We start from the raw sequence: 17,207 nt of genomic DNA on the forward strand, positions 1-17,207 counted from the left end.
ATGTCCAGGAACTCCACGTAATTTCCTGGACAGTATTCTTAAAAGGAAAGGATATGCTTACTACTGTACAAGTAGTAAGTTATATCTTAATAAAATGTTAACCGTGCTGGTTAGCTTTGACATCATAAGTAGCAGAAATAACACCGGATTTTTGTCCTTCTGCATTCTGCATGATGTAGTCTTGTGTCATTTTCGAGAATGAGAATTTCACGGTTTCACGTGGGCGAGATTCATCGTCGACAGAACCTGCCATTTCAACTAAAGTAATAATGACATCGGTAAATCTAATCGTTAAATACTCAAGAGGGTTACCACCCGCTTTACGCACAACGAATTGAATATTTTTGATGTGCTTACCCGTCAGACAGTAATTCAGCAGGTTAGGGCTGGCTTTGTCAGTATAGTGTTCAAAGCAAAAATCATTAACGCTTGCCTTCCCTGAACCACCACCTGAACCACTGTGCATGTTCGAATGTTGGCTCACGTCCCATTTCCACTTCAGAACTTGAATTTCATTTTTATGAACAGCATCTGGAGACTCACCATCGATACCATCGATTTTGATAAACATATCTTGTGACATGATAATTCCTTTTTTCTATGTGATAAAAAGTCACAACGAGTGCGACAACTACATGACCTACTTTAGGAAAGTTTAATTGTTATTCCTATTGAGGTTTACTTGATAAAACTAAATTAAATGAGTCCAGGTTCTATCAGTTAGAATTTTTAAGTGAAGGCAGTTTAGCAACCATACGTAAAGATACAGTCAACCCTTCAAGCTGGAAATGAGGACGCAGGAAGAATTTGGCCTGATAGAAACCTGGATTACCTTCAATATCTTCGACAACCACTTCTGCTGCTGCTAAAGGACGGCGTGCTTTAGTGTCGATTGATGAGTTATTTGGATCGCCATCTACGTAGTTCATTATCCAGTCGTTCAACCAGCTCTGCATATCGTCGCGTTCTTTGAAGGTGCCAATTTTGTCACGCACAATACATTTGAGGTAATGCGCGAAACGAGAGCAGGCAAACATATAAGGAAGACGTGCCGACAGGTTGGCGTTAGCCGTAGCATCCGGATCGTAGTATTCAGCCGGTTTCTGCAAAGATTGAGCGCCGATAAAAGCCGCATAATCTGTATTTTTTCGGTGAATTAATGGGATGAAACCATTTTTCGCCAGCTCAGATTCTCTGCGGTCGGAAATTGCAATCTCCGTAGGGCATTTCATATCAATGCCGCCATCATCAGTAGGGAAAGTATGGCAAGGAAGATCTTCCACGACACCGCCACTCTCAACACCACGAATTAGCGTGCACCAGCCGTAGTGTTTGAATGAACGGTTAATATTGACGGCCATCGCATAAGCAGCGTTAGACCATGTATATTTACTGTGGTCGGCACCATCAGTTGTTTCCTCAAAGTCAAAAGCATCTACCGGATTGGTTCGAATTCCATAAGGCAGGCGTGAGAGGAAGCGTGGCATCGCCAGACCGATGTAACGAGAGTCTTCAGAATTACGCAGTGAGTTCCATGCAGCGTACTCCAGGTTTTGCGTAAAGATCTTCGTTAAATCACGTGGGTTGGCCAGCTCTTGCCATGACTCCATTTGCAATACTGACGGGGCCGCACCGGTGATGAAGGGAGCGTGAGCAGACGCAGAGATCTTAGCAATAGATGCGAGCATATCCACATCAGGAGCCGTATGGTCAAAATAGTAGTCCGCCACCAGACAGCCATAGGGTTCACCACCCAGCTGACCATATTCCTCTTCATAGATCTGTTTGAACAGAGGACTCTGATCCCAGGCGATCCCCTTATATCTCTTCAGGTTCCGTCTCAACTCATTTTTTGAGATATCCATGAAACGGAGTTTTAGCTTTTCATCGGTTTCGGTATTGTTGACAAGATAATGCAGTCCCCGCCACGCGCTTTCTAATGATTTGAACTTCTCATGATGCAGAATCAAATTAATTTGCTCAGAAAGCTTTCTGTCAATTTCAGCGATGTAAACAGCAATATTTTTGTATGCGTCATCAGCGATTGTCAGAGAGTTTGCCAGCGCTTGTTCTGCCAGTGTTTTAACTGCAGATGCAACCGCAGATTTAGCCTGTTCAGATTTAGGCTTAAACTCTTTTGTTAAAAGAGCGTTAAAGTCGCTATAGGAAGTTGCCGCTACAACGGGTTTTTCGGTTTTTACAGTTTGAGTTGACATAGTTCCCTCTAAAATATTCAGTCGTTCTCAGAAGCATTAGTATCTGACGGGGTAGGTCTTGCTTCACTGGCCAGCGCATTAAGTAAAGCTTTATCCTTAAGCACTTGAGTGACCAGACTCTCGGCTCCAGCTTTACCATCCATATAGGTTTGTAAATTAGCCAGCTGGGTTCTTGCCTCCAACAGCTGAGATAAAGAGTCAACTTTAGTTGCAATAGCATCAGGCGAGAAATCGTGAATGCTTTCGAAGGTCATATCGATCATTAACATACCTTCTCCGGTTAACGTATTAGGTACAGCAAACGCAACCCGAGGCTTCATCGCCTTCATTCGTTCATCGAAGTTATCGATGTCAATACTAAGGAATTTCCTGTCAACAACTGCTGGGAGTGGTTCTAAAGGGGTTCCAGACAAATCAGCCAGCACGCCCATTACAAAAGGCAGTTCGATTTTCTTTTCAGTTCCATAAATTTCAACATCATATTCAATCTGGACGCGAGGTGCCCGGTTCCTTGCAATAAATTTCTGCGCACTGCTTTTATTGATCGCCATTACTACTCCTTTTTATAATGTTCCATGAGCAATAGATAAATATTAGAGCAAGATATTTATCTATAATTCACTTGGTTGTAAAGTGATATTTTTTGACATGTATTGGTGCTTTTTTGGTTATTTATTTGTAATTTATTTCAATTCCAGCCGTGGTTTTTACTAAGCCAGAGGTTGCGCCTGAAATGCCGCTTGAATAATAGCTTGCGGTATAGTCATGAGTAACTATATTTCCCGATTCAGGGATGTAGTAGTTCTGGGCGCTAGTCAGGTCATCAATGCCAATTTGTGTTCCATCATCTTTTCTGAGTCTTATTTGTGTGTTTTTGCTATAACCATCACCTGAAGTGTTCAATAAGTTTCCAGTTGATGTGTCACTTTTTTCTACATTACTTACAAATTTTAATTTTATATTTCTATCGGTCGGGCAGTTTTTAAGACCAATAACGAATGTTGTGCTGCCTGCTTCGCTTCCTGCTTCCTTAAGACTTTGAGTCGATATCTCTGGTAATTCGATGGTCTCTGTGTTCCCTTTACCATTAATAATCACTTCGCATGTTTCATCATTGTAAGTTCCTGTAAATGAAACATCGATACTGCAATATTTGCACTCTTCTGCAGAAATATTACTTTGACTCACCATTAGTACGGCTATAGTGAGAAGTACTATCCCTGAATGTAATTTTTTTCTCACGCAAGGAAAAATATTTTTCACATTATGCATTTTACCTCTACAGTAATAATCTGATTGTTTTCGTTATCTGATGGTGAGACCCAATTTTTATTTGGCAGGATGCGACACTGACTTCTATCTTCATCCCATTTTGCATTAAGAATATTTACCGTTGGATCCCAGCCTCGAATAAATGCCATTCCGCCCTGACCAATAACCCCCTGGCTTATGCCTTTTTCATCGAAAAGCTCTGTGCCTATTGGGAGATAACTATCGTCAGACCGCTTAACAATCAGTATGTAAGGAGTCCCCGTAATTGTCTTCATATTAACCAGAACGGCTGAGCCTGCTCGCGGTACGACCGTGACTTCACTTTCTAAAACATCAACAGTGGCAGGTAGTCCCCGAGTGTCGATAGAAATTCTATTTTCCCGATATGCAGTTAAAGAAGGCTGAATAGCATATCCTGATGCGTTTATTTTTGAGCCATAGCCATTTAATATTTTCGCACCTTTCCCTCCAGGCGCACTGATAATGGCAAACGGAGAATCACCCAGAGGTGGGCCTGCAGTGATGCCGCCCTCATGGCCTACCAGACTACCGTTGGCGGATAAAGACACCTGGTTGGTTGATTTATTATCAGCCGACGCTGTCATGCCGAGGTTTCCCATCGGGGAGCGATAGAAAATATTACCAGAGACTGTTTCCTCAGTACCCTCGTGATGATTTTTCGTTGTTGTTGTCCCTATCCCATAGTTCAGTTCATTCATTTCACCCTGACTACCATTGGCATTAGCCTGGAGTGACGTTCCTCTCCCTTCATCGTGCGTCAGAGTGGTATAGATTGAGCTAAAGACTGGCTGACGGCTGCTGCTACTTCTGCCAAATGGGATGTTGAAAGACAACATATAAGTGTTCTCATTTTCACGGTTACTGTTCATCGTTCGCATAGCCGTAAGCGAGTAAGAGAAGTACCTCTCAGATTTATTATAGGTAAGTGAGTATTGTCTGGAGTCAGATCTATTGTCCCAGTATTTATACATGCTACCCGTGAAGTTAAGATATGCATCATTCCATAAACGCTGTCCAATAGTCAGAGTCAGACGCTGTTTAGCCCGATAGTCTGATTCATGATTATCACCGTGAGCGTATCGCTCCAGGCTCGCTTCTCTAAAAGAATAGTATCCTGCCGTTGAGTATTTATAAGCAGCAAGAGTGAGATCCGTATTTGTTGTTTCTAGATAGCGACTAAAGCCTACTCGAAAGCTATTACCCGCTTTGTTTTTGTTTTCAGAAAGTTGGCTTTTTGCATGTGTAACATCCATCGAGAAACCACCAATTGACGTGTTGAATGCGTTACCCAAGGCCATTGAGTAGAAATGTTCTGCAAACTGCCCGCCACCATACAGTGTATACATATTGCCCATACCGTACTGGTATACACCCTGCATTACTTTCGGTTTGGTTCTTAATCTATCTTCTCTGAGTTCCCCTGCATTGAGACTAAAGAAGGAGACACCCTGATGCAGTAACATAGGGGGGGCAGAAAATGGAATGCTTTGACTTCTGATCCGACCATCAGCTTCGGTTACCGTCATTTGCAGGTCACCACCGTATCCCATTGCTCCAACATCACTGAGCTCAAACGGGCCTGGCGGAACCACGGTTTCATACACTGTCTGCCCACGTTGTGTAATCGTAACTTTAGCGTTGGTTTCTGCCACGCCCCTTAGTACAGGAACATAGTTTCTTAATCCCTCCGGTAGCATGCGCTCATCTGACTGTAAAATAATTCCTCGAATATTATAACTATCGAATACATCACCTCTGGTATTACTATCACCCACTGTCAGAGTGCTTTGTAAATGAATAATATCAGTTTGAGCAAAACCAAATAAATTTTGCGTGTGTGAAGTACCTCGGCTGGACATGCCTAAGTTCAGACGTTTTCTGAAACGCCATCCTTTAGCATTGAATCCTGCCTGCATACCAACATTACTTGTGTAGATAATATTATTACTTCTTGTGCCATACTTTGAACCGGTATAACTTCGGTACATATTTGCATTGTAATCAAGAAAAATAGCTGGGACGCCTGCATCCCAGGTGCTGGGGTCAACATACCCCCTTGGGCGATAAATTAAGTTAACTTGAGGTACTGTTATGTTTAACTCATAATCACCAGCGTTGTAGTGTACCGAGCTATCTTTAATGACGCTCGACAAGGTAAAGCTGATATCCTTTCGTTGTTCATCAGTTTGTACCAGTTTATTACTGTCTGCATTTAGTTTTATTCCAAGGTTTTTCAAATCTTGAAGCGTAAAATACGGCTGAGCATTGGTGTTCTCTTTAGGGTTTTTAAAAGTAACGTCATATTTAATACGACGATCTTTGTTAATTATTATAAAAATGCTATAAACACCAGGATCAATTCTGTTACCTTCACTAAAACGTGATACATCTACCACGGAACCATGAATAAACATCGGGTTATAATCAATTTTCATCGGTTCACCGACATCATTCGATACTTTTATCTCTCCACCATCTTGTGCAAGAGCAACGGAGCAATATATACCTGCGAGTAATTTTGACGCACGGAAAATGTAGGTTTTTACGCTCCTGGGTTTTTTTTGTTCTATGCGTTTTTTTGAGATTAAATTACTCAATTGGTAAGCTCCTTTTTCCAATGAGAATCTTCAGGTGGAGCGATTTCTATTTTAAACTTTCAAGAATTAGTTCATCCCCTGTGGATTTAAGTTTTCCAACTACAGTTGCGCCGTAATCATTTAGTAAACTAAACTCACCTCCGGAAAAATTACTTGCCGGTGGTTTTTTTTTGGTGAAAGCAAACTCTGAAGATGAAAATGGTGCGACCATTTCTGCATTTACACTAATTTTCTGTGTCCCAGAAAATAGGGTCATATTATCAAAAGAGTAATAATAAGGAGTCGGGTTTTTTACCTTGACTTTTTTTTCTTCTTTTAACACTGTCCACTTTAGATCCTTTGCTCCCAGATTACTCGTACTTTTATCTAAAGATTTAGGACGGTAAAATATTTTGATTCTTGTTCTGAATGCCAGTTCTAATCTATCTTTTACCGGTCCCTTATAGACTGGGGGGATTTCCAGCATGTTTAGCCAGAAAACAGACTCTCTGTCTTGGGGTAAGACCATATTGTTATAGATCAATCGCAGACTTTGTCCTTTACCCGGTTCTACACGATACACCGGGGGAGTAACAATGAAGGGGACTTTCATTGTGTTGACGTCAGCAGCAAGATGCCCATCATCGACCCAAACCTGAACTAAAGCAGGGTTACCTCCTTTATTCGTCGTCCTGACAGTGACTTCTTTTTCATCGCCGGGGAAAATAACACGCGTTCCGGCGATGGTCATCGCGGCCATCGCGTTGGTTAACAATGTCATGGTAATGACGGCTGCTATGATTGCTTTATATAACATTACATTATCATCTTAATAAAAAAGGAAAGAATGCGATAGAGGAGTCAGATAAGTATTGCATTCTGCATTATCTGACTCTCTCGAGTCCTAATTCACGATTAACGAATCACCACAACCCAGCATGCTAAAATTACGGGTGATGTTATGGGTAACTCAGAGTGTACATGGCGGTAGCGGTCACCAGACCTGCGGTTGTTGCATCAGTCGCATAGTAGCCACCGTAATAGCGCATCGTTGCTGACCCGCCTTCTGTTCCTGCTCCAGGGGTAATATCAAACGATGCACCAGTATCGCCCAGCACCAGCTGATCCGTGGCTGAATCAGAGTTATACAGACGGATTTGAACATTCGTTGCCGGTTTGTCTTCGCCTACAGTCACGGCCTTATTTTCAAGGTTGCCTGTTGTCGGATCCATCCCGGTGCTGCCAATGGCTTCAAAGTGTGCAGCAACCTTTTTAATAGATGGATCGCACTTTATCACTTTGATATCAAACTTTGTGCTGCCCGCCTCGGTACCCGCCTCTGCCAGCGTCTGGGTGGATAATGTTGGCAGAGCAACCATAATATTATCCATACCAGTATCAAGCTGACAGGTCTCAGCAATCAGTTTACCGTTGAATGTCACTTTACCCTGACCGACCACGGGATCTGCTGCATAAGAATAAGAAGCGGTAAGACTTAGCGCGAGAACGGTTGCAAAAATCTTCATCTTTTCCATGATATATAACCTATGTATGAATAACGATAAATATTGTGTTTTGCTATTAAAATAGCGGCTATGTTACTTTATGGTGTTTTGCCTTTTCGTGAATTCTCCTTTTCTGAGAAAAGTATAGTTATTTCATTTTTTTCGCTGATGCTTAAATTTATGCATTTCCCATCAAGACTATTCTCATTGCTCAATATCTTACGAGCCATTTCTGGCATGATGTTTTGTTCAATGAAACGAATTAACATGCGCGCACCCGTTTCTGCAACAGGGCACTGGTCTACGACAAATGCTACTAACTGGTCATCATAAATAAGTGAAGATTGATGTTGTTCCTGCAAACGCTGCCCAATCCGATCTAAATGAACTCTTACAATATGCTCAAGTGTGGAGGGCTGTAATGGCAAGTAAGGAACAACACTGACACGCCCTAAGAATGCCGCCGGGAAGGTTTTCAGTAATTCTGGTTGTAATAATTTTCTTAAGTTAGTGACATCTGGGGCTGTATCAATATCGGCATAAACACTACTTATTACTTCACTGCCTGCATTGCTTGTTAATAGTAGAATTGTGTTCTTGAAATTGATGTGACGCCCTTCGCCATCCTCCATCCAACCTTTGTCAAAGACCTGGAAAAATAGTTCATGGACATCTGGGTGCGCTTTCTCAATTTCATCCAGCAATACCACGCTGTAGGGTTTCCGGCGTACGGCTTCTGTTAAGACACCGCCTTCACCGTATCCAACATAACCTGGAGGTGAACCCTTCAGCGAGGAAACGGTGTGGGCTTCTTGATATTCACTCATATTGATGGTGATAAGGTTCTGTTCACCACCATACAATTGTTCGGCGAGTGCAAGCGCGGTTTCTGTTTTCCCTACGCCTGAAGGGCCTACAAGCATAAACACGCCAATCGGCTTTCCTGGGTCAGCCAAACCTGAACGGGAGGCTTGAATACTTTGGCTCACCAAATCTAAAGCATAAGTCTGACCTGCTACTCTTTCCTCAAGACGTGACGGCAACTCCAGTACTGTTCGAATATCATCTTTCATCATCTGGCCGACGGGGATGCCTGTCCAGTTGGCCACAATACTGGCGATTACCTCGGCGTTAACCTCGGCCTGGACAAGTGGATGTTCATGCCGGCTCTCTTCGAGAAATTTTTCCAGTGAGGCCAGCTTCTTCTGAAGGGTGCTAATGTCTTCCGGCGAGGGTGATTCCTGTTGGATCACTGCATCAAGTTCTTCTCGGGTTACGACGATGTCAGCAACCAGCTTCCTTTCCTGTTCCCAACGTAATGATAACGCCTGGGCTTGGTCTTCATGCTTTGCTATATCCAACTGTAACTCATCAATACGGTGGCGTTGTTCCTTACCGAAGGCGAGTGCTTTTTCTGCAAGAGATAACTCAGTTTGAGCTGTCTTTGACCGGAAGTTTCTCAGCAATAGTTCCGCTGGCGGGGCATATTGCATCACTGCAACACGTGCACACGCCGTATCTAGCAAGCTGATGGCCTTATCTGGCAGTTGACGTGCAGGGATATATCGATGAGAGAGGCGTACTGCAGCCTGTAGTGCTTCATCCATTATCCAAACTTTATGATGTTTCTCGAGCATCGGCACCAGACCACGTAGCATGGACGTAGCGGTTTCTTCATCAGGCTCCTCGATTTGCAGCACCTGGAAACGTCGCGTCAACGCAGGGTCTTTCTCGATATGGCGCTTAAACTCGCTCCAGGTTGTTGCACCAATAGTGCGAAGCTGGCCACGGGCGAGAGCAGGTTTAAGCAAGTTGGCAGCATCACCCGTTCCAGCATTTCCACCTGCACCAATCAGGGTATGGACTTCATCGATAAAAAGAATAACAGGTTGAGGTGATCCAATGGCTTCATCCAGCACGGCTTTCAAGCGCGCTTCGAATTCTCCTTTCATGCTGGCACCTGCAGAGAGGGCAACGATATCAAGGGCCAGCAGGCGGACCTGAGAAAGTGAAGGGGGAACGTTGCCTGCGACAATCGCCTGGGCTAATCCTTCTACAACGGCTGTTTTACCTACGCCAGCTTCACCGGTTAATAGCGGGTTGTTTTGGCGTCTGCGTAGCAGAATATCAACCATAGTGTTGATCTCATGGTCGCGACCTAACACAGGATCAATTTTCCCCTCACGTGCTAATGCCGTAAGGTCTGTAGAGTATTGCGCAAGAGAGGCTGAGTTTTCATTCGTATTGATAGCATTGCTGGCTTGCCCCGGCATGGCGCTATCATGTTGTATATCATCTTCAGACTCATTTGCCTCATTAGATGAGCGCGTAATGTAGTTAAAGTCTTTAGTTAACACATCAAGCGGAATACTATCGAATACCGGGGAGATAGCGGATAATACCCGGCGTAACTCCATTGTCGTCAGCATTGCAATCAATAGATGACCACTTCTGATTCGTTGGGCATAACATTCCAGGCTTGCATAGATCCATGAGCGTTCAATAGTCAGCTCAATGTGATATGAAAAATCAGAAATTGTGCTGGCACCCGTGGGTAATCGAATAATTGCTTCTGAAAGATTCCGTTCCAGCGCTTCAGCATCGAGTTCGAAATGCCTGAAAATATGTTTCAGATCACTGTCTTCTTGCTGCCATAATTGGTTGAGCCAATGGGGGATTTCGACATATGGATTGCCGCGAAGTTTACAAAAGGTGGTCGCACTTTCAATGCTTTTGAATAAAGAATTGTTAAGCTTTCCAAATAGGTTTTTTCTTGTTATAGCCACTGGTTCATCCCTTGATCCTAATGAAGAAGAAGTTGATGAAATTAACTCCATCTGTTCCCTAATGGTACTAAACTTCAAGAGGCTAACCAAAGATAAACCGCACCCTGACTTTTAATTTAGGAATGTTGATCGGCCTATATTCCTAAATTTATTTTTATGGACAATTTACGTAGTTTAGTTTTTCTTTTTTTGTGCTAGGTTCACGAACCTATAAATGAGGTGGGATCTTAAATGGTTCCTTCTTTATCATTAATGGGAACTCGCTAGCGAAAAAATATTCAATTCGCTAAATTAAGAATGGTTTATACAAATTTAGTGAGAAATGTCAGTGGACCATAAATTTCTTGATTATTACAATCAGGAACTTACGTTTATGAAAGAAATGTCGCGTGAGTTTGCTGAGAAACATCCTAAAATTGCCAGCCGCTTGGGGATGCACGGCATAGATGTCGCTGATCCTTATGTTGAAAGACTCATTGAGGCATTTTGTTTTATTTCTGCACGAACGCAGATAAAACTGGATGCAGAATTTCCTAAGTTTACTCAACGATTATTGGATGTCGTCTATCCAAATTATAACTCTCCTACCCCCTCGATCGGTGTTGTTCAACTACAGCCGAATCTGAAAGAGGGGGACCTGATGCAGGGTTATTTAGTTCCCAAAAATAGTGCTTTTCACACTCGAATTTTGCCCGGTGAGGCGACACGCTGCGAATTCCGCAACGGGCAGGATCTCACGCTTTGGCCCATTGAAATTGCTGAGGCGCGTCTTACCTCCATTCCACCTGATATCCCTAATTTGGAACGACATCGTATATCACATTCTCGGCTCAAGGGTGCTTTGCGCATCAAGCTTAAATTACAAGGTGAGATAGTATTCTCGCAGTTAGAGGGGCTCGACCAGTTACCTTTTTACATCGATGGTGATGAAAGGATCGTCTCACATGTGTTCGAGTTATTGCATACCAGCCATGTTGCCATGATTGTACGATCAGGTAATGCTAATTTAGAGCCAGGTGATGAAAAGGTAGAAGATGTCGTTGTCAGTGAGAAGCCGCTTACCTTTGAGGGACTAAAACCTGAACAAAGTATTCTACCGCTTTCGTGGAATATGTTTCACGGGCATAACCTCATCCAGGAGTATTTTTCCTGTCGTCAGAGATTTTATTTCTTCACGTTAAATCAACTTGCAGAGAGCCTTAAAAAAAATAACTCTAATGAGGCTGAGTTGATTATTTTACTTGACAAGTTGCCGCAGGATTTAATCGGTCACATTGATGCGTCCAGGTTTTTGCTTCACTGCACGTCAGTTATTAATCTTTTTCCTAAGTTAGTCGACAGAATAGAGATTAACAGGTCGCTGAATAGTTTTCATGTTGTTCCCGATCGGAGCAGGCCCCTGGATTATGAAGTTTTCTCAGTGAACCGACTGTTAGGGCAAAAAGCGGAAAGCAGTAACGAGGTCATATTTAAACCTCTGTATCATACCCGGCATTCCGATGATGGAAACTTTGGCCGCTATTTTTCTCTGCGCAGAGAAGCGAGAGTCAAGGATAGAAACACAAGGAAATACGATACACGAACCCCCTATGTGAGCACTGAAGTTTTCGTTTCCCTGGTAGATCAGCACGAAGCGCCTTTTAGCGATGATATCAGGTATCTGTCAATTGATGCGATGGTGACTAATCGGGACCTTCCTCGCCTTATCAAGGCAAGCGGTAGCTTTGATCTGACGATGCCTGGCTCCGTTCCCGTTCATGGCGCAACCTTTGTTTGCCAACCCAGCGCCCCCCGTGCAGCATTCGCTTTGGGAGAAGCGTCATGGCGATTAATCCGTCAGCTAAGTTTTAATTACCTTCCTCTCTCCGATATGGATCATGGATTAGGTGGGGAATCACTGCGTAATATGTTAAGTCTTTTCCTGAATGGTGCGGATCAGGAGTCAATTGCTCAGGTTAACAGCCTTGTGGGATGTAAAAGTGAACCCGTTATCCGGCGTATTCCTGGAGATGGTCTGCTGGTTTACGGCCGGGGAGTTCGTTGTATGTTAACGGTAGATGAAGAAGGTTTTTCGGGCATAAGCCCTTACTTATTTGGTCTTATCATGGAGAACTACCTTTCTCGCCATGCTGCGATAAATATCTTTACTGAGACAGAATTACACTCAATGCAAAGAGGGTTAATTGCGCGCTGGGAAGCCCGGCCGGGAAGGCGTGGAGCACTGTGAGTATGAAAAAAAATTCGCCTATTCAACCGTTGGTTCCAGGGTTAGATGCCTGGTTTAAACAGGATGAACCCTGGAACGCGGGCTACATCAGCTTAATGCGGGCAATAGCGGCAAAGAAGAGTGAGATGCCGCCAATTGGCAGAGCAACGCTTCCCAGCCAGGAATGTTTCCGTGTTGGACAGTGTGCCTCTATGGCTTTTGCTCCACGTGAAATATCGGCTATGTCAATGGAGAATGGTAAGGTCAATCTTGAGCTATTTGGTTTAGGAATATGGGGACCTCAGGGTGCGATGCCGCTCCACTTTTCTGAGTTGGCTTATTCTCGATCAGAGGCTTACGATAATACATTAACTGATTTTATTAATATATTTCATCATCGGTCATTGTCATTGCTGTATCGGGCGTGGTTTTTATCACAGGATACGGCATCACTTGATCGTCAATATGATGAGAGATTTTCATTTTATGTCGGAAGCCTGATTGGTATAGATGCACAAGAACTTGCACACTCTCACTTGCCACCACATGCCAGATTGGCATCGTCTTCACATCTGATTCGTGAATCTCGTAATCCAGAAGGAATAATTGGCGCCTTACACTATTATTTTCAGGTGCCGGTGCAAATGGAGGAGTTTGCGGAGCAGTGGATACGACTGGATAAATCTGACCAAACTATTTTAGGTGATGATACCTGTGCGATGCTGCTCGGTGATGGGGCTATTCTTGGTAATACCGTGAGAGATTGTCAGCACAAATTCAAGCTTATTTTGGGGCCTCTCACCCTTGAAGAGTACATGCAGTTCAGTCCCTGGGGTGAAGATCTTCCTGTTTTACAGGAGTGGGTGAAAAATTTCGTTGGCTATGAGTATGCCTGGGATATACAGCTCGTGTTGGCTGCAGAAGAAGTCCCTCATGCGACGTTAAATGGTACCCATCAGCTAGGCTATGCGACCTGGCTCGAAAGACTGGATAACATAGAGCCGGTTTCTGGCATGAGCTTTGAACCGGAAATCTACTGCCACACCTGAGTTTTGATTTTTTATCTCGTGTATGTCGAGGATAGACATATGCGCCCGATGTTAATGAGGAGGGAACCTGTGTCTGACATCACAATCACTGAGATAAGTCAATTTTACAGTGAATTTTTACAGCCCGTATCGGATGAGTTTCCATGTGGGGATAGCCTGGAATATGATTCAGCCTTTATTCTTCTTCTGTCTAAAATACAGCCAAAGCAGAGCGCTGAGTACGGTAACTTTGTGGAGCAGGCCGAGCCTGTAAATTGGTCAGAGGTTCAACGCGAATGCGCCACTCTGATGCAGAAAAGCAAAGATGTGCGTTTGTTTATTATTATGATCCGTTGTCGTCTAAGGAAAATTGGTTTAATAGCGATAGAAGAAGGAATATCATCCTTAAAAGCGCTCATCGAGATTTTCCCTGAACAGTATTATCCTTTACTGTTTGATGAAGGTGATTTTGAGCCATTAATGCGAGCTAATGCATTCTCAGAACTGGATGATGCTTCAGGATTAATTACAGACTTAAGAAATCACAAACTGCCTAAAGCGGCAGGGCAGATTATTATTTTAAAGGACTTCGAGAAATCCTTCGCTACCCCTCGCGAACCGGATGCGCTTCCCGATGCGATGATCTCTGCAATGCAAGAGGAATGGAATCAACAGGCGGATAAAGAGATTATCTCTTTAAGCCGAGCAGCGAAATCCTTGCAGGCAGTCCGACACTCCCTTAGGGGCAGTCTGGGTGAAGATGCCCCCGAACTACCTATAATTACGCATCTCCTCACCCTTTTTTCTTCCTCATCACCAGCGGTTGAAGACTATCTTAATGAGCCAGAAAGCGATGAACTTCATCTGGAGTCGACGCAAAGTGATAACGGTTTAATTCTGCATGAGGCGACAGAAGACGTAGTACAGTGTGTAAATCGCCCTCCATCAGCATCGCAAAATAATAACAAATTAGAGAATCGCCAGGATGCTTTAGCCCTGTTAGTTGAAATAAGGATGTGGTTTACGCGCATGGAGCCGAGTAGCCCAGTTATCTTATTACTGGAACTAACAGAAAGTATGGTTGGAAAACGTTTCACTGAGCTAATGAAGATCCTGCCATCTGAACTCATCACTAAAATGGACAGCGAGAACACATAAATGAACTTTATTGGCATGAAAATTCTGGTGACATGTTGTGCGTTAGTCTGTGCCGCTGTGCAGGCTGACTGTACCCTCGATCTTACTGGGGAGGCAGATAGAGGACCACCCGTTACCTTTAACCTCCCTGCACAGGTTTTGAGCATCAGCGCTGATATGCCCGTAGATACAGCAATGCCATTCGCGACTATCGTTTCCCCAACAGCGGGACACGCAGTGACCTATATCAACTGTACGCCTGGAGTCCCTTATGGAGGGATGCCCTTTGGCCTCCCACCTCCAGATGGAAATAATATGTACGCTACGAATATTCATGGTGTTGGTATGAAAATTCGGTGGGATAATGGAAGTGTTAAGAAAGATATACCTTATTCTTCTTTACTTCCCATGGAGTTAAGTCGCATAGTTTATCCGGCACGTTCATATTTTCTCATTGAACTTTTTAAAACGGCAGACGTTATCAGCTTGGTTCCAAATAAAAGTAATGTCGTATTAGATGGCGGGGATGTTGCCTATAATTTTGTTGGTGTTAATTCAATGTCGAATTTCGCACAAAAACTGAATGTGGGGAGAATTACAATTAATAGTACACCAGCCTGTACGTTTGAGAATGCAAAAAGCATTGATTTTAACACTGTCACACCAACAATGTCGGATGCGGGTGTTGAACGCCCTCTGGACTTTACGATGAATTGCAGGACCGACTACGGCAGGTATTCTGTCCTTGCTTCCATTATCGCTGATTCGCGGACAAACGATGGGAAGTATATTTCAGTTACCGATGCCGGAGGGAATACGGATCGTCTGCGAATCGAAATTACCGATCATGAAGGGGTCAATGTTACTGTGGATGGAAATAGTTTGAGAAAAGTAACCAGTAACGATAAATTACCAGCGCAGTTTAAATGGAAAGCAACATTGACATCATTAGGTCCGACAAGTAAAAGACCCACCGGTGGCAGATTTGACGCCAGGGCCGAAATTTTATTGCAAGTTAATTAACGTATTATTAATTTAAAGTATTGTGGTATAAAATGGATAATGTACCTTTTATTTTTGTCAGTATTGCGAGTTATCGTGATTCAGAACTGATTCCTACGTTAGTCGATATGGTTTCTCAGTCTGCCAGCCCCCAATCTTTACATGTCAGTATTTGCTGGCAGTGTGAGGAAGATATCTCAATTTTCCTCAAACAAGGAATGGAACTTACTCAGCAGCGCCTCCATCATGACTTTAATCTGTATATTTTTAGCTATCGGAATACTGTTATCCAGGTGATCAGCGTTCATTATTATCAAAGTAAGGGGGCTTGTTGGGCGAGGCATATTGCAGAAACTCTTTATGATAATGAAGAATACTTCCTGCAAATTGATTCTCACTGCCGCTTCATCCCTGGATGGGATAATCAGATGATCGATGCACTGGGTGAGTTGGTAACATTAAGTCCAAAACCTGTTCTTACGGGTTATCCACCGGCCTACCAACCGGATAAGTTAGATGAAAAATCCAACGATCTTATTCGCTTAATGTTCCGAGGGTTCTCGCAGGAAAAAATTTTACAGCTAAGCCCCTACGTGATGACTGAAAGCATTCCTTCTCCGATAAGAGGCAGTTATCTTGCAGGAGGATTTATTTTCACATTAGGGAGCTTTGTCACGGAGATCCCTAATGATCCTCAGATCTTCTTTGAAGGTGAAGAAATAGCCATGGCGGTCAGGGCATTTACTCACGGTTATGACATTTTTCACCCCGATAAAGTATTGTTATGGCATTTTTACGGCAGACAAGACCACGTCAAAGTCTGGACGGACCATAGTAATGAGGCAAAAACTAAAGGTAGCGTTGATCAAGCCTGGTGGGAAAGAGACGCCATCTCTAAAAATAGAGTAAAAGCCTTACTGGGTCATCAGACTACTGAGCGGTGCGATCATGGAATTTACTGTCTAGGTGTACAGCGTACCTTGAGTGACTTTGAGAGAACTGCGGGTGTGGATTTTTCTCGTTGTCTGGTTCATCCGGACGTCATCAGTGATGAACATAAAGCTTATTTTTCCTACGGTGAATTGATTGAAGGTGAATGGCGATCGTTGCTGGTAGGTATTTATAAAAAGACGATTAAATTTGATTCATCAAAAATTTCCATGTTAGGAAAGGATGCTATTTACTGGTATGTCGGTGTTTACACTGAAGATAATACGTTGCTCGAACAGCAAACTATCTATAACAAAGAAATAAATGAAAGTATTTTAAAATCGGAAGATGGCAGTTTTTCACTATCACTTGATTTCACCTCTGGGGATATTTTGATTCCTTATTCTGTACGTATCAGCCCATTCATCGACAAAGTAGGATGGGGTGAGGTTATCGAAGAAGCATGGTGGTAAAGTCTTCATTATTTTTTGAGAGTATATTGACAGAACTATTCAACTTTACATTTTT

Annotated in this window: 13 protein-coding genes; 5 read left to right on the top strand and 8 right to left on the bottom strand. The window is 43.2% G+C overall.

The features are described from left to right. Window positions 1-97: 97 nt before the first annotated feature. The 8 genes from ACFL9S_RS00425 to tssH form a co-directional block, all read right to left on the bottom strand. The gene (locus ACFL9S_RS00425) at window positions 98-583 is read right to left on the bottom strand and encodes an Hcp family type VI secretion system effector (RefSeq protein WP_405259642.1); all 486 of its coding nucleotides are present in this window, start codon (window positions 581-583) and stop codon (window positions 98-100) included. Window positions 584-716: 133 nt separating this feature from the next. Then, window positions 717-2,216 carry a type VI secretion system contractile sheath large subunit gene (tssC, locus tag ACFL9S_RS00430; protein WP_405259644.1) on the bottom strand — a complete coding sequence of 500 codons (1,500 nt, stop codon included), beginning with the start codon at window positions 2,214-2,216 and terminating at the stop codon, window positions 717-719. A 17-nt stretch (window positions 2,217-2,233) separates the two neighbouring features. Further along, complete coding sequence (gene tssB / locus ACFL9S_RS00435; protein ID WP_405259646.1) at window positions 2,234-2,767, bottom strand: type VI secretion system contractile sheath small subunit; 534 nt, start codon at window positions 2,765-2,767, stop codon at window positions 2,234-2,236. A gap of 121 nt (window positions 2,768-2,888) precedes the next feature. Next, a complete protein-coding gene (locus tag ACFL9S_RS00440) occupies window positions 2,889-3,488 on the bottom strand; it encodes a fimbrial protein (protein WP_405259647.1) in 600 nt (199 codons plus the stop codon). Next, on the bottom strand, window positions 3,476-5,944 hold the full coding sequence (locus ACFL9S_RS00445) for a fimbria/pilus outer membrane usher protein (RefSeq protein ID WP_405259937.1): 2,469 nt from the start codon (window positions 5,942-5,944) through the stop codon (window positions 3,476-3,478). Before ACFL9S_RS00445 ends, ACFL9S_RS00440 begins: the two co-directional genes overlap by 13 nt. A gap of 208 nt (window positions 5,945-6,152) precedes the next feature. Beyond that, window positions 6,153-6,902, bottom strand: coding sequence for a fimbria/pilus periplasmic chaperone (locus ACFL9S_RS00450; protein ID WP_405259648.1), 750 nt, complete (start codon window positions 6,900-6,902; stop codon window positions 6,153-6,155). A gap of 142 nt (window positions 6,903-7,044) precedes the next feature. Then, window positions 7,045-7,620 carry a fimbrial protein gene (locus ACFL9S_RS00455; RefSeq protein ID WP_405259649.1) on the bottom strand — a complete coding sequence of 192 codons (576 nt, stop codon included), beginning with the start codon at window positions 7,618-7,620 and terminating at the stop codon, window positions 7,045-7,047. 68 nt (window positions 7,621-7,688) lie between these two features. Further along, the gene (tssH, locus tag ACFL9S_RS00460) at window positions 7,689-10,376 is read right to left on the bottom strand and encodes a type VI secretion system ATPase TssH (protein WP_405259939.1); all 2,688 of its coding nucleotides are present in this window, start codon (window positions 10,374-10,376) and stop codon (window positions 7,689-7,691) included. Window positions 10,377-10,704: 328 nt separating this feature from the next. Between tssH and tssF the strand changes: the two genes are divergently transcribed. The 5 genes from tssF (at window position 10,705) to ACFL9S_RS00485 (ending at window position 17,152) form a co-directional block, all read left to right on the top strand. Next, window positions 10,705-12,603: a type VI secretion system baseplate subunit TssF gene (gene tssF, locus ACFL9S_RS00465; RefSeq protein WP_405259651.1), complete on the top strand. Its 1,899-nt coding sequence runs from the start codon at window positions 10,705-10,707 to the stop codon at window positions 12,601-12,603. Between the two features lie 2 nt (window positions 12,604-12,605). Next, window positions 12,606-13,631: a type VI secretion system baseplate subunit TssG gene (gene tssG, locus ACFL9S_RS00470; protein ID WP_405259652.1), complete on the top strand. Its 1,026-nt coding sequence runs from the start codon at window positions 12,606-12,608 to the stop codon at window positions 13,629-13,631. A gap of 69 nt (window positions 13,632-13,700) precedes the next feature. Next, a complete protein-coding gene (locus tag ACFL9S_RS00475; RefSeq protein ID WP_405259653.1) occupies window positions 13,701-14,768 on the top strand; it encodes an ImpA family type VI secretion system protein in 1,068 nt (355 codons plus the stop codon). Further along, window positions 14,769-15,770 carry a fimbrial protein gene (locus ACFL9S_RS00480; protein ID WP_405259654.1) on the top strand — a complete coding sequence of 334 codons (1,002 nt, stop codon included), beginning with the start codon at window positions 14,769-14,771 and terminating at the stop codon, window positions 15,768-15,770. Between the two features lie 32 nt (window positions 15,771-15,802). After that, window positions 15,803-17,152: a GlcNAc-transferase family protein gene (locus ACFL9S_RS00485; RefSeq protein ID WP_405259655.1), complete on the top strand. Its 1,350-nt coding sequence runs from the start codon at window positions 15,803-15,805 to the stop codon at window positions 17,150-17,152. Window positions 17,153-17,207 lie beyond the last annotated feature (55 nt).

This window comes from Erwinia sp. AnSW2-5, assembly GCF_045107195.1.
GTDB lineage: Bacteria > Pseudomonadota > Gammaproteobacteria > Enterobacterales > Enterobacteriaceae > Erwinia.